This is a genomic window from Paraconexibacter antarcticus (assembly GCF_024220175.1).
Classification (GTDB): domain Bacteria; phylum Actinomycetota; class Thermoleophilia; order Solirubrobacterales; family Solirubrobacteraceae; genus Paraconexibacter; species Paraconexibacter antarcticus.
The window spans coordinates 4543062-4564625 of sequence record NZ_CP098502.1; the positions used below are offsets into that span (position 1 = coordinate 4543062).

Consider the following 21564-nt stretch of genomic DNA (forward strand, 5'->3'; position numbering starts at 1 on the left):
CCAGTCACGCTCATGAGCGTGTTCCGGCCGCACGCCGCGGTCCCCTGGGGCCCTAGGCCGCGATCGGCACCGGCGGCTCGGCGGCGGCCGCGTCCTCGCGCGGCAGCGGCGGCACCGTCGGGGCGACCTTCGCGACGCTCGCCCCGCCCGGGAACGAGAGGCGGAGGATCTTCTTGCCGACCGAGCGGTACTGCCTGCCGAGGCGGCCCGAGAGGTACGGCAGGCCGTAGCGCGCGCAGACGGCGCGGACCTCCGGGGCGATCTCGGCGTAGCGGCTCGCCGGGAGGTCCGGGAAGAGGTGGTGCTCGATCTGGTGGGAGAGGTTGCCCGTCATGAGGTGGAAGAGCGGCGTCCCCTCGAGGTTGCACGAGCCGAGGAGCTGGCGGACGTACCAGGCGCCGCGGCTCTCGCCGTCGAGCTGGTCCTCGGTGAAGGTGTGCGCGCCCTCCGGGATGTGGCCCATGAAGACGATCGTGTGGACCCAGGTGGAGCGCGCGACGTTCGCGATCGCGTTGCCGATCACGGCCTTCCTGAAGCCCTTGCGCCCGGCGAGCGCCGGGAAGACGAGGTAGTCCTTCGTCATCTGCTGCCCGGCCTTGCGCAGGAAGGCGACGACCTCCTCGCGGGCCTGCTCCTTCGTCTTCTCGCCGCGGCGGACGGCGTCGAGCTCCATGTCGTAGAGCGCGATGCCCCACTCGAAGGTCGCCGCCATGAGCATCCCGTAGACGGGCTGCAGGAGATAGATCGGGTGCCACGGCTGCTCGGGGTCGACGCGCATCGCCGAGTAGCCGAGGTCGCGGTCCTTCCCGACGACGTTCGTGTACGTGTGGTGCTGGTAGTTGTGCGAGTACTTCCACGACCTTGCGGTTGAGACGGCGTCCCAGTCCCAGCTCGACGAGTGGATGGCCGGGTCGCGCATCCAGTCGTACTGGCCGTGCATGACGTTGTGGCCGATCTCCATGTTCTCGATCGCCTTGGCGACGGCGAGGACCGCGGTGCCGAGCACGAGGGCGGGCCGCTTGCGCGAGAGGACGAGGAGGCCGCGCCCGGCGACCTCGAGCGCGCGCTGCGCGGCGATGACACGGCGGATGTAGCGCGCGTCGCGCTCGCCGAGGTCGGCGCGCACGCGGTCGGCGATGGCGTCGAGCTCGAGCGCGATTGCGTCGAGGTCGGCAGGCGTCAGGTGCTGCATGGGGTCAGCGGAGGCGGTGCTCATGGCGTGGTCTCGTCGATCGGGTCGGGCGGGGTCACGTCGCACACTCGATCCCTGCCGGCGCACGCGCAGCGGCAACCCTACGGACCGAAGCTAAATATCTCCCCCGCGACCGACGCTCGGGGGGGTCGGCGCCCGCGCCCGGAGCGCCCCGACGCCAAACTGGCCCGCTGGCCAGTTCATCGGATAGGGTCGCCGTCATGGGTCATGGAGGATGGGGACGGATCGCCCGCGCCGGGATGGCGTCGGCGATGACACTCGTGGTCGCGGCGGTCGGCGCGCACACGGCGAGCGCGGCGGTCACGCCGTACGGGACGAACGACGCGGGCGGCTTCCGCAACGTCCTGCCGCCGGGCACGGCGGGGACGAACGACCTCGCGGACTTCGCCGCGTTCACGCTCGCCGGCACGCGGCCGGCGCACTCGATGGATCAGCTGCCGCTCTACCGCGACCTCGAGTACGCGTCCCCGACGCTCACCGACGCGCAGGTCCCCGACTACTTCAAGGACGCGACGTTCGGCGTCAGGGACGGGGACGTCGCGTCGTCGATCTCGCCGCGCGCGGGCGTGACGATCCTCCGCGACAAGGCCTACGGCGTCCCCCACGTGTACGGCGACACGCGGGCCGACACGGAGTTCGGCGCGGGGTACGCGGGCGCGCAGGACCGCCTCTTCCTCATGGACGTCCTGCGCCACACCGGCTACGCGGAGCTCTCCTCGTTCGTCGGCGGCTCGGCGGGCAACCGCCAGATGGACCGCGTGCAGTGGGGCCTCGCGCCCTACACCGAGGCGGACCTGCACGAGCAGATCGTCAACGCCCCGCGCCTGTACGGGGCCGAGGGCGCCGCGCTCATCGCGGACGCCACGGCCTACGTCGACGGCATCAACGCCTACATCGCGGACGCGAAGTCCGGCCGGGCGAAGCTCCCCGCCGAGTACACGCTGCTCGGCAAGACACTCGAGCCGTGGAAGGTCGAGGACGTGCTCGCGACCGCCTCGCTCGTCGGCGGCATCTTCGGCAAGGGCGGCGGGTCGGAGGTGAAGTCCGCGCTCCTCGAGCGCTCGCTCGAGCAGCGCTTCGGCAAGGCGAAGGGCCGCAAGGCGTGGAGCGACCTGCGCTCGAAGAACGACCCCGAGGCGCCGACGACCGTCGCGCGGCGCTTCCCCTACGAGACGGCGAGCGCCTTCTCGAAGCGGGGCCTCGCCATGCCCGACCCCGGCTCGGTGAAGGACGCGGAGGTCGGCCCGCCGATCACCGCGGCCCAGGCCCGGGCCGGCGCCGCCGACCTCGGCGCCCGCCTCCTGCGCAGCTTCCGCGCCCACCCCCACGCCTCGAACTGGGAGCTCATCGCCGCCCGCCACTCGGCGACCGGCCACCCGCTCGGCGTCCTCGGCCCGCAGGTCGGCTACTACATCCCGCAGATCCTCATGGAGGAGGACCTCCACGGCCCGGGGATCGACGCCCAGGGCGCGGCCTTCGCGGGCGCGAACCTGTACGTCCTCCTCGGCCACGGCCGTGACTACGCGTGGTCGGCGACGACCGCGACGAGCGACAACGTCGACACGTTCGCCGAGGTCCTCTGCCAGGACGACGTGCACTACCTCTACAAGGGCAAGTGCCTCGCGATGGACAAGCTCCAGCGCACGAACAGCTGGATCCCGAACGCGAGCGACCACACGCCGCCCGGCTCGGAGACCCTGACCTCCTACCGCACGGTCCACGGCATCGTCACCGCGCGCGGCACGGTCCGCGGCAAGAAGGTCGCCTTCGCCTCGGCGCGCACGACGTACGGCCACGAGGCGGACTCGGCGATCGGCTTCTCGCGGCTGAACGACCCGGGCTACGTCACGGGGCCCGCGTCGTTCCGCAGGGCCGTCGACGGCATCTCGTTCCTCTTCAACTGGGCGTACATCGACGGCGACAACATCGCCTACCAGCTCTCCGGCGCGCTGCCGGTGCGGGCGAAGGGGACGTCGCCGGACTTCCCGGTGTTCGGCACCGGCGCGTACGACTGGCAGGGCTTCGACCCGGCCGACCGGACCGAGAAGACCGTCGGCTACAACCAGCGCCCGCACGCGGTGAACCCCGACTCGCTCGTCTCGTGGAACAACAAGCAGGCGCCCGGGTTCGCCGCCGCCGACGACAAGTTCACCTACGGGCCGGTCTTCCGCTCGCAGATGATCGACGCGCGCGTGCGGGCGACGTACGCGGGCGGGAAGAAGGCGACGATCGCCCAGCTCGTGCAGGCGATGGAGGAGCCCGCCAGCCAGGACCTCGAGGCCGTCGCGGACTTCCCGATCCTCAAGAAGGCGATCGGCAACCCGAGCGACCCGGCGCTGAAGGCCGCGCTGAAGCTGCTCGGCGACTGGACCGCGGGCGGAGCCCATCGCCGTGACCTCGACAAGAACGGCAAGGACGAGGACACGCCGGCGATCACGCTCATGGACGCGTGGTGGCCGCGCCTGTCGCAGGTCGTCATCTCCGACCGCATCGGGCCCGCGGCCGACAAGGCGCTGCGCGGCCTCGTCGCGCCGTCCTCCACCCCGCCCGGCGGCGACCCGAAGGCCCCCGACTACGACGACGGCTGGTTCGCCTTCGTCAACAAGGACCTGCGCGACATCTTCTCGCCGAGGACGGTCAAGGGCCGCTGGTCGCTGCGGTACTGCGGCGGCGGGACGGCGGCCGGGTGCCGCAGGGCGCTGCGCGCGTCGCTGAAGGACGCGCTGACCGTGACGGCCGCGCAGCTGTACGGGCGCGGCGACTGCGCGAAGACGCCCGACCCGGCGTGCTTCGACCAGAATCGGTCGACGATCACCGGGGCGATCTCGCAGCCGCCGTTCCCGTTCCAGAACCGGCCGACGTTCCAGCAGGTCGTGACGCTGACGCAGCGGCTGCCGCGCTAGGCGGCCGGCGCGCCGACGGGCCGAGGGTGTCGCGCACGAGCAGCGCGGCACCCGTCAGCGCGAGCACCGCGACGAGCGCCGCGGCCGCGAGCCGCGGCGCCGCCGGCCGGGCGGGCGGCACGGGCGGGTCGACCGCCGTCGCCGCCCACTTCGCGTGGTGGGCGCGGGCGTAGCTCCGCGGGACGGTCCCGTGGCGCATCCCCTCGCGGGCGGCGCGCGTCTCGGGCGCGAAGGCCATGAAGACGTGCCCGGCGACGAAGAGGCCGCCGACGAGCATGCTCACGTCATGGAGGGCGATCGTCCCGCCGAGGCGCAGCTGCGTGTGGCGTTCCCCGAGCCACAGCAGCGTGCCGGACACGAGGAACAGGACGGTCAGCGCCGCCTGCGCGACGGCGTGGACCTTCTGCCCGGCGTTGAAGCGTCCCTGCGGGATGCGGCGGTCGGTGCCGCGGGCGCGCAGCCACGCGAGGTCGTCCTCGTCGAAGCGCTCGAGCTGACGGCGGGCGGCGCGCAGCGCGCGCCGGTCCCCGAGGAGCGGGACGAGCAGCATCGTCGCCACCCAGCCGACCGCCGCCACGAGATGGACGGCCTTCACCTGCGGCCGCGCCGAGACGATCTGCGCGAGGAACGGAAGGTAGAGGACGAGCCCCGTCGCGAGCATGGCGAGGAAGCAGCCCGCGAAGGCGCGGTGCAGGACGCGCTCGGTCCGCCCGAAGCGGTGCACGCGCGCGTCAGCGGCCATTGGAGCCCCCGACCCAGGCGTCGCGGTCGTACCCGCGCTGCTCCCAGTAGCCGTCGTTGACGCCGGACGTGAACGTCAGCCGCTGCACCCACTTCACGCCCTTGTACCCGTACATCTGCGGCATGACGAGCCGCGCGGGCGCGCCGTGCTTGCGGGCCAGCGGCCGGCCGTCCATCGCGTGGGCGAGCATCGCGTCCGGGGCCAGCGCCTGTCCGAGCGTCAGCGAGTCGACGTACGGCGCCTCCATCGAGACGAAGTCGATCGCCCGCGCGGACGGCAGCGGGCTCGCGAGGGCGAAGAGGTCGCGGAAGCGGACGCCCCGCCAGCGCACACCGTCGACCGACCAGCCGGTCACGCAGTGGAAGTCGGTCTTCTGCGAGGCCTGCGGGAGCGCGAGCAGCTGCGCGTAGGTCAGCGTCACCGGGCGCTCGACGAGGCCGTCGATCCGCAGCCGCCACGTCGCGCGGTCGAACGCCGGGTACGGCGGGTTGACGGCGTAGATCCGCCAGCCCTGCCCGAACGGGATCGCCGCGCGGACGCTCTCGGGCAGGACGCGCGTGGCCTGGGAGGCGAGGTCGAGCGCCTGCCCGCCCCAGGCGAGCGAGCTCAGGCCGCCGGCGACGAGGCCGAGGAACGCCCGCCGGCCGAGGGGCCGGCCGTCCTCCCCGTCCGTGGGCGCCGTGTCGGCCATCCCACGAGGATGGCACCGCCGGCTGGGCGCGCCCTTACGGAACGGTGACGGCGGGGCGGGCGGGGGCCGGAGGGGCCGCCCTGGCGAGCTCAGGCGGCCGGCTCCTCCGCGATGACCGTGAGGTGGCGGAAGGTCAGCGGCCCGTAGGAGGTGATGAGCGCGACATCGACCGCGTCGCGCCCGCGGCCGACGACGACGCGGCCGGTGCGGGGCGTGTTGTTGCGCGCGTCGAACGTGTGCCAGCGCCCGTCCATCCACACCTCGAACCAGGCGGCGAAGTCCATCTCCTCGTGGATCGCGCCGGGGCCGATCGCGGGGATGTACCCGAAGACGTAGCGCGCCGGGATGTTCAGCGCGCGGCAGAACGTGATCGCCAGGTGCGCGTAGTCGCGGCACACGCCCTGCTGGGCGACGAACACGTCCTTCGACGTCGTCCACGGGTTCGAGGAGAAGTGGTCGAACTCGAGGTGGTCGTGGACCATGTCGGCGATCGCCTGCACGCGCCCCCAGCCCGGCTCCAGGTGGCCGAAGCGCTGCCACGCCTCGTGGCCGAGCTCGTCGGGCAGGCAGAAGCGGCTCGGCATCGTGTAGACGAGGACGTCGTCGGGCAGCTCGTCCACCGGCGTCTCCCGGACATCGGGCTCGAGGACGTCCTCGGGGTGCGTGATGAGGACGGTCGCGCTGTAGCTCAGGCGGGACGGACCCGCGGGGATCGTCATCCGCTCGCAGCGGTTGCCGTAGCCGTCGATGTAGCCGTGGTGGTCGGCGCCGGTGTCCCACGTCTCGCTCTCGACCTGGACGCCCGGCTGCGGGTAGGTGGCCACCTGCATGACCGCCGCGGTGGGCAGCACGGCCTCGACGTCGAAGTGGCAGCCCACCGTGAGGCGGAGCGCCTGCGTGGGGTCGGTGGGTCGGCGCTCCGGCGGCTCGGTGTCGTGCATCTGCGCTCCACCATAGACGCGCTTAGGCGGCGTACACCTGGGTCCGGTACAACGTCGGCATGAGCAACATCACGCGCCGCCAGCGGGAGTCCCGCGCGTTTGCCCTCACGATGAGCACCGGAGGACTCGGTCTCGCGACCGGCGTCACCTTCCTGCTCATGGTGTTCGGCTCCGCCGGATTCGGGCTGTTCCTGCTCCTCCTCATCGCGACCGTCGCCTCGTTCGTGGCGCTGAAGGGGACGATGAAGCGGTAGTCCGCGCGTCGCCCGCGCGATGATGGCGGCGATGACCGACACGTCAGAGGACCTCGTCGCGCGGCACGGCCGCAGCGACCGCACGGCGGTGCTGCGCGTGGCGCGGCGCCTGCCGCTGCGCCACGCGGCCCGGCTCACGCCGCTCATGCAGCGCGGCGGCGTGTGCGTCCTCGCGGGCGCGGCGCAGGGGCTGTGGTTCCCCGCCCGCGCGGTCGAGCCCGGGCACGCCCACGCGCAGCTCATCCTCTCCGGCGAGCTCGAGATCCCGGTCCAGGAGGCGCTGCGCCGGTCGATCCCGCCCGGCGGGACGGTCTACGACGTCGGCGCGAACATCGGCTACTTCGCCCTGCTGGCGGCGCGGTTCGCGGGGGACGGCGGGCGCGTCATCGCCTTCGAGCCGGTGCCTGCGATCGCCGAGCTCGTGCGCGAGGCCGCGCAGCGCTCGTCGCTCGCCGGGCGCGTCGAGGTGCGGGCGCAGGCGGTCGCGCTGACCGCCGGGACGGAGGCGCTGTACGTCGTCGCGGACGGCAGCTGGTCGCACCTGGCCAGCCGCGGCAACCCGGGCGACCTCGTCGACACGATCGACGTGCCCGTCGTCACCCTCGACGACGTCGTCGCCGGGGGCGCGCCGCCACCGGACGTCATCAAGCTCGACGTCGAGGGCTCCGAGGGCGACGTGCTGCGCGGCGCGGCCGAGGTCCTCCGCGTCCACCGCCCGGTGGTCGTGCTCGAACTGCACGACACGCACGAGGAGGCGCTGCCGGTCCTCCGCGAGGCGGGCTATGTGTTCGAGGCGCTCGACGGGCCGTGGCCGGCCGAGGACCCGCGCTGCAAGTACCTCGTGGCGCGGCCGCGCTGAGCCCCCCGCTCGCCCCGCGCCCACGCGTCGCCCCCGCGCCCACCCGCGCCCGCCGACGCCCACCCGCGCCCGCCGACGCGCACCCGCGCGCGCCGACTGACAACCTGCGCAGACCTGTCCTGCGTGAGCTGTCAGTCGGCGCGGATGGGCCGTCGTGTGACGGGCGGCACACCACGGATCGATGTGACGTCGATTTCTGTTGCCTATGCCACGGAAATGGATGTCAAGTCGTGAATTTTGACGGCAGATCGTGTCGGGAGCTTGATCGTACGCTCCATCCATGTCGATCACGGCCACTCGCCCCGCCGCCCAGCGGCCCGTCGCCCGCCGGCTCCTGCGCGCCGCCACCGCGCTCACCACGCCGCTGCTCCCGGACGACTACCTCACGTACATCAACCCCCTCTGGTCGACCCGCGAGCCGCGCGGCCGCGTCGACGCCGTCCTCCCCGAGACGGCCGACAGCGCGACGATCTGGCTGAAGGTCGGCCCGGACTGGCCGCTCCACACGCCCGGCCAGTACGTGCGCGTCGGCGTCGACATCGACGGCGTCCGCCACTGGCGCACGTACTCGCTGACGAGCGTCCCCGGCCGCGACGACCACCGCGTCGCGATCACCGTCAAGGCGACGCCGGACGGCTTCGTGTCGAAGCACCTCGTCCACCACACGCGCCCCGGGACGATCGTCCGCCTCGGCCCGCCGGCGGGCGAGTTCGTGCTCCCCGAGGCCCGCCCGGAGCGCGTCCTGCTCCTCACCGCGGGCAGCGGCATCACCCCCGCGATGGGCATGCTCCGCGCGCTCATCGCGGCCGGCCACGGGCTCGACGGCGTCACCCACGTGCACCTCGCGCCGAACCGCGGAGACGTCATCTTCGGCGACGAGCTGCGCCGCCTCGCCGCCCAGCACCCGGGCTTCACGCTCCACGAGCACCACGACGACGAGCACGGCGTCTTCTCCCCCGCGCGCCTGCAGCAGCTCCTCCCGGAGTGGGCGGCGCACGAGACCTGGGCCTGCGGCCCCGCCGGCCTGCTCGACGCCGTGACCGAGGCGTTCGAGGCCGCGGGCGTGCCCGAGCGGCTCAACGTCGAGCGCTTCAAGCCCGTCGTGGTCAACGTGACCGGCACCGGCGGCACCGTGACCTTCACCAGGCAGCAGCGGACCGCCACCGCCGACGCATCGACCCCGATCCTCGTCGCCGGCGAGGACGCCGGCGCCCTGCTCCCCAGCGGCTGCCGCATGGGCATCTGCAACTCGTGCGTCGGGCGCCTGTGCTCCGGCGCCGTGCGCGACCTGCGCACCGGCGAGCTGCTCGACACCCCCGACCTCATGGTCCGCACCTGCACGACGGCCGCCGCCGGCGACGTCGAGATCGACCTCTAGGCGCCCCGCGCCCCCACCTTTCAGACCTCAACCCAGAGGAGACCGCACCATGTACACCGATTCCGTCACCACCCCGAAGCCCACCCCGTTCGCGCACCTCACCCCCGAGGACGTCGCGCAGATCGGCCGCGAGCTCGACGCCATCCGCGACGAGGTCGTCTCAGACCTCGGCGAGCAGGACGCGCGCTACATCCGCAAGGTCATCGCGACCCAGCGCGCCCTCGAGGTCGCCGGCCGCGGCGCCCTGCAGTTCGGCCTCTTCCCGCCCGCCTGGGTCGCCGGCACGACCGCCCTGACCGTCGCGAAGATCCTCGAGAACATGGAGATCGGGCACAACGTCATGCACGGTCAGTGGGACTGGATGCGCGACCCGGAGATCCACTCCTCCACGTGGGAGTGGGACAACGTGTCGAGCGCCGAGGGCTGGAAGCACAGCCACAACTTCGAGCACCACACGTTCACGAACGTCGTCGGCAAGGACCGCGACCTCGGCTACGAGATCATGCGGATCGACCCGGCCCAGCCGTGGAAGCCCGTCTACCTCGCCCAGCCGGTCTACAACGTCGCGCTCGCGCTGCTGTTCCAGTGGGGCGTCGCCCTGCACGACGTCGGCGTCCACGACGTCAAGCGCGGCAACAAGGACCCGGAGGTCGCGAAGGTCGACCTCAAGCGGTTCCTGAAGAAGGCCCGCAAGCAGCTGTTCAAGGACTACCTCCTGTTCCCGGCGCTGTCCGGCCCGTCGTTCGTCCCGAACGCGCTCGGCAACCTCACCGCGAATCTCGGCCGCAACCTCTGGTCCTACGCGATCATCTTCTGCGGCCACTTCCCCGACGGCGTGGAGACGTTCGAGTACTCCGAGCAGGACCTCGAGGACGAGACGCGCGGTGGCTGGTACCTGCGCCAGCTCGCGGGCTCGGCGAACCTCGACGGCGGCAGGCTCTTCCACATCATGGCGGGCAACCTGTCGCACCAGATCGAGCACCACCTGTTCCCGGACGTGCCGTCCAACCGCTACCAGGAGATGTCGCCGCGGGTCCGGGAGATCTGCGCGCGCTACGACCTCCCGTACACGAGCGGCCCGCTGCCCCGGCAGTACTTCCAGGTGCTGAGCAAGATCACCCGCCTCGCCTTCCCGGGCGGCGGGAAGCAGAACGGGAGCCCCGTGCCGGCCACGACGGCGGCCACCCGCCCGGCCGCACCGCAGCCGGTCACCGCGTAGCTCAGCCGGCGAGGTCCCGGGCCCGCAGCGCGAGCTGGAGCTCGAGGCGGCGGGCCGGGTCCTCGAGCACCGAGCCGAAGCGCTCCTGCAGGCCGCCGAGCCGGTAGCGCACGGTCTGCGGATGGACGTGGAGCGCGGCCGCCGCGGCCGCGACGTCCCCGTGCGCGTCGAGCCACGCCGTGAGCGTCGCGACGGCGCGCGCGTAGGCCGCCTCCGTCATGCCGTCGAGCGGCCCGAGCCGGAGCGCGACGAGGTCGGCCGTGAGCTCGCGGTCGGCCGCGAGGAGCAGCGGCAGGAGATGGTCGCGGGCGTAGGCGAGCTTGTCGGACCCGAGCTCGCCGGCGGCGTGCAGGGGCCACGCCGCGACGGCCCGCGCGAACGAGACGTGCGCCTCCTCCCACGGCCCGCCCGGCCCGAGGACACCACGCCGGTCGCGCAGGGCACGACGGATCTGGGCGCGGCGCCCGGGCGCCCCCGCGTCGGGCACGAGCAGGACGGCGACCGGCCGCAGCGCCGCGGCGATCGAGCCGGACGGCATGCGGCGCGCGATGACCCCGGGGTCGGCGTCCCCGACCGCGAGCACCGCGACGGAGGACGGCAGCGGCCAGTCGGCGGCCAGCGCGGCCTCCTCGACCGCGGCGGGATCGGTCACCGGGCCGGAGACGAGCAGCTCGACGAGCGCCTGGCGCCGCGTCTGCAGCGACCCGGCGCGGAGCGACTGCTCCTGCGAGTAGCCGCGCACCGAGGCGGCCGAGAGCCGGTCGATGTACGCGAAGATCGCCTCGGCGAGCCGGCCGAGGGTCGCGACGTCCATCCCCTCCTCCTCGGCGTAGGCCGCGACCTCGCGCCAGGACACGCGGGCGCCGACGCGGTAGGCCGACTGCAGCGCGTCGAGCGTCCGGCCGGCGCGGTACTCGGCCCGCCCGAGCGCCTCGTAGACCGATTCGTCCGGGCCCTCGCCGTCCTTGCCCAGCAGCCCGACGAACTGGTCCAGGCCCGCGGTGACCCCCTGCGAGATGAGCCGGCCGAACGCGCCCTCGAGCGGCTGGTCGTACTCGGGGACCTCCTCGCGGACGGCGGCGATGACGAGCTCGACCGCCCCGCTGATGCGCGGCCGCATGCGCTCGGCGAGGTCGGCCGGGACCGCGGCCCACGGCGAGCGGTCGGGCGGCGGTGCTCCGGGCGGGTCGGCCACGGCGCCATCGTCCCATGCGCGGGCACCCGCCGGAGGGCCGGGCGCCGCCGAGGTCACACGGGCGCCGCCGAGGTCACACGGGCGCGCCGAGCGTCGGCACGCTGAGGACGAAGCGCCCGCCCTGCCCCGGCTCGGCGACGACGTCGCCCCCGGCGGTCCGCGCGAGCCGGCGTGCGAGCGCGAGGCCGAGCCCGGCCCCGCCGTTGCCCGCCCCCGGCGCGGAGGCGGGCGCGCGGCCCTGATAGCCCGGCGCGAAGATCGCCTCCTCCTCGCCGGCCGCCACCCCGTCGCCGTCGTCGAGGACGGAGATCCGCGCGACGCCGCCGCGGACGGCGAGCGCCACGTCGACGCGGGTGCGGGCGTGGCGGACGGCGTTGTCGACGAGCGGGAGCAGCGCCCGCGCGACGAGGTCGGCGTCCGCGGCGAGCCGAGCGGACGCGCCGCCCGAGGGCCCGCGGACGGTGACGCGCCCGTGGGCGGGCAGGCCGTCGAGCGCGTCGGTGATGACCTCGAGCGCGTCGCAGCCGTCCGCCCCGGCGACCTCCCCGCGGGCGACCGCCATGAGCGTGTCGATGACGCCGGTCATCCGCTTCGTGCCGTCGACGATCGCGGCGAGCGAGGCCCGGACGTCCTCCGCCGGGCGACCGGGGCGGGCGGCGAGCTCGGCCTCGGCCTGGATCCCGGCGAGCGGCGTGCGCAGCTCGTGCGCCATCTCGGCGGAGAAGCGCTGCTCGTGCCGCCGGCTCGCCGCGATGCGGCCGAGCAGGCCGTCGAGGGTCGCCGCCAGGCCGGTGAGCTCGTCGACCGGCGGCCCGAGGTCGAAGCGCCGGTCGAGGTCGTGCTCCCCCCAGTCCTCCGCGTCGCGCGCCATGTCGCCGACCGGCCGGAGCGCCGTGCCGACCGCGCGCCAGGCGATGCCCCCGACGGCGAGCAGGACGAAGAGGTCGAGGACGAGCGAGCCGAACAGCGCGATCCGCTCGGTGTGCTCGTACGGGGCGCGGGAGACGGCGACGACGACGGTCGCGATGGGACGCCCGCGGCCGTCGTTGCGCACGGGCTCGGCGCGCAGCGCGAACCGGTCCTCCGCCACGTCGCGCTCGACCGCGTGCGTCGTCCCCGCGAGCGCATCGGCCGCCCGCTGGACGTCCGCCGTCGCGACGGGACGGACGAGCGCCCGGCGGCCGACGAAGACCCACGCCTGCCGGTCGAGCACCTGGTCGTTCGTCCCGTCGCGGACGACGACCTTCCCGCCGGTCGTGGAGATCGTCGCGATCTGGGCGGCCGCCCGCGCCTTGAGGACGGACGTCGCGTCGTCCTCGAGCTGCGAGCGCAGCATGAGGTTGATCGCGACGCTCAGCACCCCGAGGCCGAGCGCGAGGGCGAGCACCGACGCGAGGGCGACACGGGCCTGCAGCCGCGAGGGCGGCGTGAGGTTCATCGCAGGACGTAGCCGACGCCGCGCACGTTCGCGAGCTCGGTGGGCGCTCCGACCTCCCGGAGCTTGCGGCGCAGGCGGGTGATGTACGCGTCGAGGGTGTTGTCGTGGACGATCGCCCCGTCGGGCCAGGCGGCGCCGACGAGCTCGCGGCGGCGGACGACCTCCCCGCTGCGCGCGACGAGCGGGGCGAGCAGGCGGAACTCGGTCGGCGTCAGCGTCACGTGGGCGTCCCCGCAGCGGATCCCGTGGGCGGCGGCGTCGAGGCGCAGCGCGAACGCGCCGTCCGGTGCCTCGGTCGCGGCCGGCGGCTCCGCGCCGGCCGCCGGCGGGGAGCGCTTGAGCAGCGCCTGCACCCGTACGAGGAGCTCGGCGAGCGCGAACGGCTTCGTGAGGTAGTCGTCGCCGCCGGCGCGGAAGCCGGACACGCGGTCGGTGACGGCGTCCCGGGCGGTGAGGAACAGGACCGGCGCGGTGACGCCGTGCGCGCGCAGCGCCTGGCAGACGTCGCGGCCGTCGGCGTCCGGCAGGCCGACGTCGAGGATGAGCGCGTCGACCGCCCCGGGGACGAAGCGCGCGACCGCCTCGCGGCCCGTGCCGACGACGAGCGTCTCGTGCCCCTCGTCCGCGAGGGCCCGTGCGAGGACGGAGCGCAGCGCGGCATCGTCCTCACATACGCCGATGCGACCGGTCACGTGACCAGCCTACGCGGCACGCCTGACCCGCACCTGAACGAGCGCCCGGCGGCGGTCTGCACGCCGCGCGGGTTGACGTGACCCCTCGCGGCGGTCAGCATCAGCCAGGCGATGCCGTTTTCCGACTGGCGTGAGCCGGCGCGGCGCCTGGCCGCGTCGTACGGACCTCCCACCCCGGAGCAGGTCGCGCTCGCCACGCACGCCGGCGTCGACCTCCCCGACGACACGCCCCACGACGTCGCCGCCGCCCTGCTCCTCGACGCGCTCGCGGAGACGCTGACGCTCCACGGCCCGCTGCCGCCGACGCCCGGGCAGCTCGCCTACCTCCACGACCTCGGCCACGAGTGGCGCCTGGCGCCGTGGCGCGCGACGCGCCGCGTCTCGTCGGCGCTCATCGGCGTCCTCGTCAGCCGCGGACGGGTGGACGCCCTGGAGCTGCTGCGGCCCGCGCACGGCGATCTCGTCGGCGTCGCCCGCCCGCCGCGCCACGACGACGACGCGGACATCCCGTTCCTCGTCGACCCCGCGCAGCGCCCGCTGCCCTCCTCGCTCGTCGTCAGCTCGGTGAGCGAGAGCGGCCGCGTGAACTTCCGCGGCGGCTCCGGCCTCGCCGCGTGGCCCGAGCACGTGACGATGCTCGCCCGCGCGAGCGACGTCTGGGACACGACGCCCCGGACGTGGCAGCCGTCGCTCTTCGAGCCCGGCGCCTGAGCGGCGCCGACCGACAGCTCACGCCGACCTGTCCTGCGTCAGCTGTCAGTCGACGGCGGCGCGAGGGGGCGTGGTCAGCCCGCCGCGGGCAGCGACGCCGGCAGCCCGTAGGCCTGGAGCGCCGCCGGGAGGGCGATCGATCCGTCCGCCTGCTGGCCGTTCTCGAGCAGCGCGACGATCGTGCGGCCGACCGCGACGGCGGTCCCGTTGAGCGTGTGGAGCGTCAGCGGCTTCTTGGAGCCCGCGGGGCGGTAGCGGATGTCGAGGCGGCGGGCCTGGAAGTCCGTCGTGTTCGACGTCGAGGTGAGCTCGCGGTACTTCCCCTGCCCGGGCAGCCAGGCCTCGCAGTCGTACTTCTTCGCCGCGCTCGCGCCGAGGTCGTCGACGGCGATGTTCACGACGCGGTAGGGCAGGCCGAGCTCGGCGAGGATCTCCTCCTCGATCGCGAGCAGCTTGTCGTGCCACTCGGGCGAGTCCTCCGGACGGACGAACGCGAACATCTCGACCTTGTCGAACTGGTGGACGCGGAAGATGCCGCGCGTGTCGCGGCCCGCCGCGCCGGCCTCGCGGCGGAAGCACGGCGAGAAGCCCGCGTACAGCACCGGCAGCTGCTCGTCGTCGAGGATCTCCCCGGCGTGGAGCGACGCGAGCGCGACCTCGCTCGTCCCGACGAGGTAGAGGTCGTCGCCCGGCAGCGCGTAGATCTGCTGCTCGGTGTCGGGCAGCATGCCGGTGCCGAAGAGCGCCTCCTCCCGGACGAGGACCGGCGGGACGACGGGCGTGAAGCCGTGGCCGTGCAGCTTGTCGAGCGCCCAGCGGACGAGGGCGAGCTCGAGGAACACGAGGTCGCCGGTGAGGTAGGCGAACCGCGAGCCCGAGAGCCGGGCGCCGCGCTCGAGGTCGATGCGGTCGCCGGCGAGATCCTGGTGGTCGCGCGCCTCGAAGCCGAGCTCGCGGACCGTCCCCTCCTCGCGGAGCACGGTGTCGGTGTCCGCGGCGGTCGGGTCCGGGAGGTTCGGGAGCGTGGCGAGCTTCGCCTGCAGCTCGACCTCGACCTGCGTCAGCTCCTCGCCGAGCGCCTGCCCGCGCGCCTTGACGTCCGCCATCGCGGCGATCGCCTCGGCCGCGTCCTCGCCCGCCTGCCTGGCCTTCGCGATCGCGCCGCCGGCGGCGTTCTGCTCCGCCTTCAGCGCCTCCGTCCGGGGGATGAGCGCGCGCCGCCGCTCGTCGAGCGCGAGCACCCCGTCGACCGCCTCCGCGACCCCGGGGCCGCGGCGCGACAGGGCGGCCCGCACGGCGTCGGTCTCGGTCCGCAGCAGCTTCAGGTCGAGCATCGGCGCGGACAGTAGCGCGGGCGCGGGCTCAGCGCCGGGCGACGGGCCGGGCCCACTCCGCCGGGCCGGGCCCGAGGCGGGCCGCGCGATCCTCCGGGTTCGCGAGCCGGCAGCGCCGGAGCGACAGGCACCCGCAGCCGATGCACTCGGTGAGGCCGCGCTTCAGCCGCTCGAGCTCCGCGATCCGCTCGTCGATGCGGGCGCTCCACGTCGCCTGCAGGCGCGCCCAGTCCTTGCGGCCGGGGACGCGGTGCGGCGGCAGCCGGGCGAGCTCGGTCCCGATCTCCTCGAGCGTCAGCCCGACCCGCTGGGCGTAGACGACGAAGGCGATCCGCCGGAGCACCGCCCGCGGGTAGCGGCGATGGCCCGACCCGGCCCGCTCGCTCGTGATGAGCCCGCGCTCCTCGTAGAACCGCAGCGCCGAGGCGGCCACGCCGCTGCGCCGCGCCACCTCGCCGATCGTGAGCAGGTCGTCCATCGCGTCAGCGTGACGCCTCGCGCCGCCGCATTCAAGCTCACTCGAGCTTTCAGGAGTCCGCGACGCCGCCGCCCCCCGAGCCTCCCGGCCCTCTGGCGGCGAACCGCAGCGCGGACGGGTTCAGCGAGTAGGGCAGCGGCGCGTCGGGCGACAGGCCGTCCGCCACGCCGGCGACGACGACCGCCGGCCACCCGCGGAGCACCTGCGCGAGGACGGCGGTCCCCACGAGCAGCGCGAGGTTGCGTCCCGGGCAGCCCTGCGGGCCGGAGCTGAAGTGGTTGAAGGCGCGCTCCGAGCCGGCGTCCCCCTCGGTCCACGCCTCGGGCGCGAAGCGGTCGGCGTACTCGAGCCGCGCGCGGTCGCGGTGATGGAAGCCGTTGACGATGAGGACCTGCGTGCCCTTCGGGACGGTCGTCCCGTGCCAGGCGACGTCCACGAGCGTCTCGCGCGAGAGCAGCGGCGTCGTCGGGAAGAGGCGCATCGCCTCCTGCAGGCAGGCGGCGAGGTACGGCGCCTCGTCCCCCTCCAGCTCGCGGTCGACGACGGCACGCTGCGCCGGGTGGGTCGCGACGAGGGCGAGCGCCCGCAGCGCGTTCGTCGCGAGCGTGTCCTGCAGCGCGAAGAGCCAGTGCGTCGCCTGCCCGGCCGCCCGCGTGTCGACGTCGTGCGGCGCCCCCGCGAAGAGCGACACGAGCGAGCCCGGCTCGGCGGCCTCGACGTACGCGTCGAGGCGCTCGGTGTAGGCCGGATAGATCTCCGACGGCTCGGACGGCAGCCCGTTCGCCTCGCTCATGAGCGACGCGAGCAGCTCGCTGACCTCCTCGTCCTCGGCCGCGTGGTCGCCGAGGACGATCCGGCGCGTGAGCCGCCGGAACATCGCGTGCCACGCCTCGAAGTCCAGCGTCCCGCCCCCCTCCGCCGCGGCGACCGAGAGCAGCCGGTCGGTCTCCTCGACGACGACGTCGAGGAAGCCGCCCGCGAGGGAGTGGACCGCGGCGGGCGTCTCGAGGACCGCCTCGGTGAAGCGGCGGCGGTTCTCCCACAGCTCGCCGCGCGAGAGCGTCAGCGCGTCCGGCTGGAAGTGCCCCATGCCGGTGCGCTTCGCCGGCGGGTCGGAGGCGAACGGGTGCGGCGAGCCGTCGAGCGTCCGGGCGACGTCCTCGACGTCGAGGCACAGGAGCACCCGGTCCTTCATGACCCGGATCCACACCGGGCCCGGGGCGTAGCGCGCGCGCAGCCCCTCCATGAGCCGGACCGCCCGCCCGTCGAGGCCGAGGCGCGTCGCGACGCCGACCGGGCCGGGCCGCCGCCGGAAGAGGCCCTGTACGGCGTTCGGGACGATGATCGCCTGGTTGAACTGGACGGTGTCGGCGATCGACGCCGAGGGGAGCTCGCGCGGCGCCATGCGTCAGGCCAGCGCCTTCCACGGTCCGAAGGCGTTCTCGACGCCCTCGAGCGCCGGGGCGAGCTCCGGGTGGTGGCGCAGCAGCACCGACCCCATCGTGTTGCGCGCGACCCAGTCGATGCCCTCGTGCGTGTAGACGTCGGGGGTGTAGTCGTTCGTGAAGAAGCGGTCGCTCTTCAGCCGCCGCGACGCCATGAGGATGAAGATCCGGAAGGCCGTGTCGCTGAAGCCGAAGCCCTTCGGCGGCGTCTCGGCCATGAGCCCGACCTGCAGGTCGATCGCGTCGAGGTCGCCGTCGTAGATGTCCCGGATCTCGTTCGCCCAGGTCTGGTTCTCGGTGATGTCCTCGAACCGCTTCAGCGGGCCCTTGCCGATCTTCTTCCGGAAGGCGTTGTAGCGCAGGACGCCGCGCTCGCGGTCGCGGAGGATGTCGATCGTCCCGATGTCGACGCGGTCGCCGTTGACGCGCGTGAGGTTCATGAGCGCCCGCGGGTGGTTGTGGAGCGTGATCGCGCCCGGGTTCGAGACGCCGAACGTGTAGAGCACGTCCGACCAGCCGAACTCGTCGACGACGCTGCGGGTCGCCCTGCCCTGGAGGTTCGTGAACTCCTCCTCGCGGATGAGGGCGCCGGTCCGGTGGGAGCGGAAGGCCCAGTCGTCGGCGATCAGCGGGTGCAAGCGGTAGACGGAGGCGAACTCCTCGGTGATCGCGTACGGCGCGGCGTGGTGCTCCTGCTCGCCGCCGACGATCCCGAAGACGCCCTCGAGCGGGTCGATGCGCGGCAGCCGCGTCTTCGCCCACTCCGGCAGCGCGCCGAACCAGTTCGCGTTCATGCCGCGCTTCAGGACCGGCGTCGCGAGGATGCCCGGCGTCCATTCGACGGTGTGGATCTTCGCCATCAGCGCGCTGTTGACGAGCCGCGCGATGAGGAACAGGCGCTCGTCGTCCCACGTCGGGTAGTACGACGCGAGGTGGTCGCAGATCGCGTTGTGCTCCTTGGCGAAGAGCGTGTGCAGCAGCGAGAGCCCGACCCAGTAGTTGTCGCTGAAGCCGGTGAGGTCGATGCCGTCGAGCCCGTCCTTCGTCTCGTTCGGCAGGCGGCCGTCCTCGATCGCGAGCTTCCCGCCCTCCCCGGTGCGCAGCTCGCGGCAGCGCTCCTCCGAGGAGCCGTAGATCTGCGAGCCGTCCCACCAGTGCGTGACGGTGTTGACGTACTGCGTCGCGTCGGCCGTCGTGCGGACGGACATCCTCCCGCTCCTGTCCCACGTGTCCCCCTCGGGGAGCGTGACCTCCATCCTGCCCGTCGGCGAGTTGTCGCCGTGGCTGAACCAGTCGTGGTTCTGGAACTGGATCCATGCGGCGGCGAGCGCGTTGAGCGTCGTCGCGGGCTTGAACTCGTCGCGCTCGAGCAGCGAGGTGGCGACGAGGCGCGGGTTCGGCGTCATGAGCCGCGGCGGCGTCTCGGGGACGGACACGCCGACCGGGTTGTTGCGGCCGAAGAGCACGCCCGCCTTGCCCATGTCCGGGTGGGCCGGGTCGTTCATCGCGCCGTCGTAGGTGCGGAACTTCGGGATCTCGCGGACGCCGTTCTTCCCCGCGGCGCCGTTCTCGGGCGGCGGGTCTGAGAAGGCGGGGTCGTAGAGGTTCGCCTCGCGCATCTCGTCGCGGAAGGCGCGGAGGTTCAGCAGCGCGAGCGGCAGCGGCAGCCTGTGCCACTCGACGACCTTGTTCACCTGGGTGAAGAACGTCGCGTTCGCCTTGCGCAGCGGGCGCCGGATCGGGTTCTCGTGCGGGTCGCGCGCCGGCGCCGGCGCCTCGCTGCCGTCCCCGTCGATGTACTGCTCCCAGTACCTCCACAGCGTCGGCGCGTAGGACTCGAGCGGCGGGACCGAGATGCCCGAGCCCGCGAGCGCCGCCTCCGTGCGGGTGGTGTCGAAGCGGGCGGTGAAGTCGACGTACTCGAGCGCCGCGTCGGGGATCCCGAGCTGCTGGAGCAGGACGCCCTTCACCCCGGGGACCCGCAGCGCGAGCGGGACGGAGACCTTCGGCAGGACGCTCGTGATCGTCGGTGCCCCCGCCGCGCGGGCGAAGATGTTCAGCACCTCGATCGAGCCCTGCGGCTCGGGGCTGACGAGGTGGAAGGCCTGCCCGTCGAGGCCCGGCTCGTGGGCGATGTGGTCCATCGCGGCGGCGACGAAGTCGACGGGGACGACGTTCGTCTCCCCCAGCCGCGGCCCGATCGCGGGCATGACGCCGGGGAGGCGGGCCGCGAGCGCCAGCGCCTTGAAGAAGTAGTAGGGGCCGTCGAGCTTGTCCATCTCGCCGGTCTGCGAGTGCCCGAGGACGATCGCCGGCCGGTAGACCCGCCACGGGACGGTCGTCTCCTCGCGGGCGATCCGCTCGGACTCGAACTTCGTCGCGTGGTACGGGTGGTCGAGGTCCTGGCCCTCGTCGAACATGTCCTCGGTGAACTCGCCGCGGTACAGGCCGGCGGCGGCGACGGAGGACGTGTGGTGGAAGTGGCCGGCCTCGAGCGCGTTCGCGACCTTCACGGCCTCGCGGGTGCCGCCGACGTTCGCGACGCGGTTGGCCTCCTCGTCGGCCTCCATGTCGTAGACCGCCGCGAGGTGGAAGACATGCTCGATCTTCCCGGTGTGCTCCTCGATCCAGGCGGGATCGATGCCGAGCATCGGCTCCGAGAGGTCGCCGACGACGGGCTTGATCTTCCCGGCGGGCGCCTTCCACTGGGCGGCGAGGCGGTCGAGCTTGTGGACCGAGGACGCCCGGACGAGGACGTGGATGTCGCCGTCGCGCTGCGCGAGCCGCTCAACCAGGAAGCGACCGATGAACCCCGTGCCGCCCGTCACCAAGTACGTCATGCCTGCTCGTCTCCCTCGCCCCGGGCGCGGACCATCCACGCTCCGGCGCGAGTCTCGCCGCGCGGGAGCGCGGACGCAAGCCCGGCGGCCGGGCGGGCGCGCTCACACGGTCGTGAGCGGCGCCGGCGGGGTGCCTAGGAGCTCGGCGTGGCCGGGCAGATGATGCGCTTGGCCCCGGGCGGGAACTTCTTCTGCAGGCCCGAGTACTGCTGCAGGAAGGCCGCGATGTCCTCCGCCTGCTTCCCGACGACGAGGTTCTCGGGCATGATCGCGCCGGAGTAGCCGCCGTTGCGGATCGCGTAGAGCACGTTGTCCGCGCACTCCTTGCGGACGTTGAAGTTCGGGCCGTCGACGCGCTCCTTGTCACGCACCTTGAAGGTCGAGCCCTCGGCGCCCACCTTGTCGAGCGTGTGGCAGCCGGAGCACTTGTCGACGAACAGCTGGGAGCCGTTCTTGACCTGCGGCGACGCGTTGGAGGACAGCACGGAGTTGTCCTGGGAGCCGCAGGCCCCGAGCCCGAGGGCGAGGCTGGTGACGGCGAGGGCGGCGGTGACGGGACGGCGCATGACCGCGGGGATAATACGGAACAGGCATCATCGTGCGACGTGATGACCCCCGACAGACGTGTCACGCTCGTCCTGCTGGGCACCGCCGCAGTGTTCGGCGGGTGCGGCGGGGAGCCGGCGGCGGTGCTCGACCGGGACGCCGTGCTGCGCCTCGACGTCTCCGAATACCGCATCTCGCCGCAGAACGTGCGGGTCGCCGCGACGTCGAACCCGACCCGGCTGCGGATCGTCGTCCGCAACGTCGGCCGCCTCACCCACACCGTCAAGGTCGAACGGATGCAGCCGGACCCCCAGCCCGAGGACGACGCCGTCACGACCGAGCCGTCCCTCGTCGTGAAGGGCGCCGGCGTCGGCAACGTCCCGCCCGGTGGGCGGATGATCGGCGACCCGTTCTACCTGCCGCCCGGCAAGTACCTCCTCTCCGACACGATCGGCAGCCACGAGAACCTCGGCGGCTTCGGCACGCTGACGATCGACCCGCCGCCCGGCGGCTGACGCGAGCGGGGCACCCCGCGGGAAGGAACCGCTGCACCCGCGGCGAATCCTGCACCCGAGCCCGGCGCCGGCCCTTGACCGGTCGCAGCATCAGTTTCCGCGCGACCTCTCTCGACACGGCGGCAACCAGGTCGGCGCCGGGCATCCCCTTCCCCCCGGTCCCCGCGACG

Annotated in this window: 19 protein-coding genes; 7 read left to right on the forward strand and 12 right to left on the reverse strand. The window is 73.6% G+C overall.

Annotated features, from left to right (window positions below; genetic code table 11):
- Positions 1 to 52: 52 nt before the first annotated feature.
- Positions 53 to 1216, reverse strand: a complete 1164-nt coding sequence (locus NBH00_RS22310) for a fatty acid desaturase family protein (RefSeq protein ID WP_254570770.1) — start codon at positions 1214 to 1216, stop codon at positions 53 to 55.
- A 248-nt stretch (positions 1217 to 1464) separates the two neighbouring features.
- On the opposite strand from NBH00_RS22310, the gene NBH00_RS22315 reads away from it, so the two are divergent.
- Positions 1465 to 4116, forward strand: coding sequence for a penicillin acylase family protein (locus NBH00_RS22315; protein ID WP_254570771.1), 2652 nt, complete (start codon positions 1465 to 1467; stop codon positions 4114 to 4116).
- On the opposite strand, the gene NBH00_RS22320 is transcribed toward NBH00_RS22315, so the two are convergent.
- The 3 genes from NBH00_RS22320 to NBH00_RS22330 all read right to left on the reverse strand — a co-directional run bounded on the left by NBH00_RS22320 (position 4025) and on the right by NBH00_RS22330 (position 6490).
- A complete protein-coding gene (locus NBH00_RS22320) occupies positions 4025 to 4858 on the reverse strand; it encodes a cytochrome b/b6 domain-containing protein (protein WP_254570772.1) in 834 nt (277 codons plus the stop codon). The two genes, NBH00_RS22315 and NBH00_RS22320, sit on opposite strands and share 92 nt — an antisense overlap.
- Positions 4848 to 5549 (reverse strand): molybdopterin-dependent oxidoreductase, encoded by a 702-nt coding sequence (locus NBH00_RS22325; protein WP_254570773.1) that lies wholly within the window; start codon positions 5547 to 5549, stop codon positions 4848 to 4850. Before NBH00_RS22325 ends, NBH00_RS22320 begins: the two co-directional genes overlap by 11 nt.
- An 89-nt stretch (positions 5550 to 5638) precedes the next feature.
- Entirely contained in the window at positions 5639 to 6490 is an 852-nt protein-coding gene (locus NBH00_RS22330; RefSeq protein WP_254570774.1) for a transglutaminase-like domain-containing protein, read from the reverse strand.
- 59 nt (positions 6491 to 6549) lie between these two features.
- Between NBH00_RS22330 and NBH00_RS22335 the strand changes: the two genes are divergently transcribed.
- From NBH00_RS22335 to NBH00_RS22350, 4 genes are all read left to right on the forward strand, one after another.
- On the forward strand, positions 6550 to 6744 hold the full coding sequence (locus tag NBH00_RS22335) for a hypothetical protein (protein ID WP_254570775.1): 195 nt from the start codon (positions 6550 to 6552) through the stop codon (positions 6742 to 6744).
- Between the two features lie 31 nt (positions 6745 to 6775).
- Entirely contained in the window at positions 6776 to 7603 is an 828-nt protein-coding gene (locus NBH00_RS22340) for an FkbM family methyltransferase (protein ID WP_254570776.1), read from the forward strand.
- 280 nt (positions 7604 to 7883) lie between these two features.
- Positions 7884 to 8981: a ferredoxin reductase gene (locus NBH00_RS22345; protein WP_254570777.1), complete on the forward strand. Its 1098-nt coding sequence runs from the start codon at positions 7884 to 7886 to the stop codon at positions 8979 to 8981.
- A 49-nt stretch (positions 8982 to 9030) separates the two neighbouring features.
- A complete protein-coding gene (locus NBH00_RS22350) occupies positions 9031 to 10200 on the forward strand; it encodes a fatty acid desaturase family protein (RefSeq protein WP_254570778.1) in 1170 nt (389 codons plus the stop codon).
- A 1-nt stretch (position 10201) separates the two neighbouring features.
- On the opposite strand, the gene NBH00_RS22355 is transcribed toward NBH00_RS22350, so the two are convergent.
- The 3 genes from NBH00_RS22355 to NBH00_RS22365 all read right to left on the reverse strand — a co-directional run bounded on the left by NBH00_RS22355 (position 10202) and on the right by NBH00_RS22365 (position 13525).
- A complete protein-coding gene (locus NBH00_RS22355) occupies positions 10202 to 11395 on the reverse strand; it encodes a PucR family transcriptional regulator (protein ID WP_254570779.1) in 1194 nt (397 codons plus the stop codon).
- A 73-nt stretch (positions 11396 to 11468) separates the two neighbouring features.
- The gene (locus tag NBH00_RS22360; protein ID WP_254570780.1) at positions 11469 to 12833 is read right to left on the reverse strand and encodes a sensor histidine kinase; all 1365 of its coding nucleotides are present in this window, start codon (positions 12831 to 12833) and stop codon (positions 11469 to 11471) included.
- Positions 12830 to 13525, reverse strand: coding sequence for a response regulator transcription factor (locus NBH00_RS22365; RefSeq protein WP_254570781.1), 696 nt, complete (start codon positions 13523 to 13525; stop codon positions 12830 to 12832). Before NBH00_RS22365 ends, NBH00_RS22360 begins: the two co-directional genes overlap by 4 nt.
- Before the next feature lie 111 nt (positions 13526 to 13636).
- On the opposite strand from NBH00_RS22365, the gene NBH00_RS22370 reads away from it, so the two are divergent.
- Positions 13637 to 14236 (forward strand): hypothetical protein, encoded by a 600-nt coding sequence (locus NBH00_RS22370; protein WP_254570782.1) that lies wholly within the window; start codon positions 13637 to 13639, stop codon positions 14234 to 14236.
- A 74-nt stretch (positions 14237 to 14310) separates the two neighbouring features.
- Here NBH00_RS22370 and serS read toward each other — a convergent pair whose 3' ends face one another.
- The 5 genes from serS to NBH00_RS22395 all read right to left on the reverse strand — a co-directional run bounded on the left by serS (position 14311) and on the right by NBH00_RS22395 (position 20899).
- Positions 14311 to 15570: a serine--tRNA ligase gene (gene serS / locus NBH00_RS22375; RefSeq protein ID WP_254570783.1), complete on the reverse strand. Its 1260-nt coding sequence runs from the start codon at positions 15568 to 15570 to the stop codon at positions 14311 to 14313.
- Positions 15571 to 15598: 28 nt separating this feature from the next.
- Entirely contained in the window at positions 15599 to 16048 is a 450-nt protein-coding gene (gene soxR / locus NBH00_RS22380) for a redox-sensitive transcriptional activator SoxR (protein WP_254570784.1), read from the reverse strand.
- Between the two features lie 49 nt (positions 16049 to 16097).
- The gene (locus NBH00_RS22385; protein WP_254570785.1) at positions 16098 to 17453 is read right to left on the reverse strand and encodes a cytochrome P450; all 1356 of its coding nucleotides are present in this window, start codon (positions 17451 to 17453) and stop codon (positions 16098 to 16100) included.
- A gap of 3 nt (positions 17454 to 17456) precedes the next feature.
- Positions 17457 to 20333, reverse strand: coding sequence for a peroxidase family protein (locus NBH00_RS22390; protein WP_254570786.1), 2877 nt, complete (start codon positions 20331 to 20333; stop codon positions 17457 to 17459).
- Positions 20334 to 20467: 134 nt separating this feature from the next.
- On the reverse strand, positions 20468 to 20899 hold the full coding sequence (locus tag NBH00_RS22395; RefSeq protein WP_254570787.1) for a c-type cytochrome: 432 nt from the start codon (positions 20897 to 20899) through the stop codon (positions 20468 to 20470).
- A 42-nt stretch (positions 20900 to 20941) separates the two neighbouring features.
- On the opposite strand from NBH00_RS22395, the gene NBH00_RS22400 reads away from it, so the two are divergent.
- Positions 20942 to 21394 carry a hypothetical protein gene (locus NBH00_RS22400; RefSeq protein ID WP_254570788.1) on the forward strand — a complete coding sequence of 151 codons (453 nt, stop codon included), beginning with the start codon at positions 20942 to 20944 and terminating at the stop codon, positions 21392 to 21394.
- Positions 21395 to 21564 lie beyond the last annotated feature (170 nt).